The sequence below is a fragment of the Ideonella sp. P3_A4 genome, from assembly GCF_056403075.1.
Genome location: NZ_JBFUGE010000980.1, coordinates 1 through 1,592, shown reverse-complemented (window position 1 = coordinate 1,592; position 1,592 = coordinate 1). Strand labels below are relative to the sequence as shown.

Sequence of the window (1,592 nt, the reverse complement as noted above, 5' to 3'; positions counted from 1 at the left end):
GGTAGAGCCAGTGCTGCAGTTCGACAAACGGGTTGCCGCGCAGCTTGCAAAAGACGGTGGCGCCCTCGATGGCCTTGTAGGCCAGCGGATTGAGCTTGCCGAACAAGGCGGTGCGTGCGATCTCGGTCATGGCGTGGCCCCCTGAAGTTGTCGTGAATGCCCCCAGGACTGGGCTACGCCCAGCCCGCCCCCCGAGGGGGTCAAGGAAACTTGGGGCGGCCCGGCGTTTCCTTGCGGTGATGAGCGCAGCGTCGCGCCGGGCCGCAGGCGCAGGTCACCGCGGTCGTGCGTGTGCGGGCGGTGGCCGGCGCGGCCGCCCCAAGTCGTCAAGCCCAGGCGCGCATGGCGGCCCAGTTGCGGTGCGGGCACCTCTTGGCGGGCCAGCAGTGGCTGCACATCCCACTGCAGCCCGGGCGCCACGTACTGGCGCACCCAGTCGTTCAGCGGCCGCCAGGCCGAGCCGTCGGGCAGGAAGCTTTCGTACTGCGCGAGCGTCAACGGGCCCAGCACGACGCGGAATTTGTATTGCCGGTCCCACAGCTTGCTGCCTGCGCTGGTGTTCTGACCCAGCCGTGCCAGCGTGGCCCCCACCCGCTCGGGCCGATTGCGCGCGTGGCCCAGGCGGCTGCGATCCTCGGGCTCGATCGGCAACCAGTGCGGCACGTGCTGCTCGATGCGCACGGGCACGCCAAAGTGCAGCGACAGGATCTTCGCCAAGCCCTCAGGGTGACGCCCGGCGCCGCCGAGCAGGCCGGCGTGGAACAGGCGTGCGTTCTGCGGCACGCTGTCTTGCGGGCGCAGTGTGCCGTTCAAGCCCACGGCTGCCCCCAGCCATGCGGCGTAGCGGTCATCGGCCGGCCGGTCGTGCTGCACTGTCGGCTGAGCCTGGGCCCAGGCACGGTAGAAGAACAGCAGCAGCCGGTGGTGGAACACGTCGAGAAAACGCGCCAGCGTTGGGTCGCCACGGTGGTGCAGGCGCTCGCGCGTGTACTCGGTCAGGTGCAGCGGCATCGGCCCCTGCGGGCCGAGCAGGCCGAAGAAGCGCACGCCCAAACGCGGCGCCGTGCGGCCCGGCGTGAAGCTGGCCAGCGCGGCCGGCGCAAAGTCCAGCTCCGGCTCCTGGCCCAGGCGAACAGCCTCTTGCGTGGGCCGCAGCGCGCGGCCAAGGCGCGGCGCCTCGGGCGACAGGCCCTCAATACGACGCAGCAACGCAAAGAAGTCATGCGCCCACGGGGCCGCCGCCACCTGGTCGAACAAGGCTTGCAGCGCGGCCGCGTGCTCGGCGGCGGACTCGCGTGCCGTCATGCMTCTTGCTCCAGCTCGGCGCCGCCGTGCCCCACCCGCGCCGGCCAGCGCTTGAGCGGGCCGCGTTGGGCGGACACCAGACTCAGCTGGGTGAAGGTGTTGATCGCCGCATAACGCGCAAAGTAGCGCTCCAGCACGCTGGCGAACAGGAACACCCCGTTGCCCTGGAAGGCCAGCTCGTCCAGCTCCAGGGTGATCTCGCTGCCGGTGCCGAAGGTCAAGGGCCCGCCGAACGGCAGGCGCCGCACCACCGACCGCGCAGTGACCGAGCGCACGCCGTCGATCTG

2 protein-coding genes are annotated in these 1,592 nt (G+C 70.9%); both read right to left on the bottom strand.

The annotated features are described in order from the left end of the window. Positions 1–126: 126 nt before the first annotated feature. Positions 127–1,305 carry a type VI secretion system baseplate subunit TssG gene (gene tssG / locus AC1DYI_RS35070; RefSeq protein WP_477208711.1) on the bottom strand — a complete coding sequence of 393 codons (1,179 nt, stop codon included), beginning with the start codon at positions 1,303–1,305 and terminating at the stop codon, positions 127–129. Beyond that, the coding region (locus tag AC1DYI_RS35065) for a type VI secretion system baseplate subunit TssF (protein WP_477208710.1) at positions 1,302–1,592 on the bottom strand (291 nt) is incomplete at its 5' end. The genes AC1DYI_RS35065 and tssG, both read right to left, overlap by 4 nt.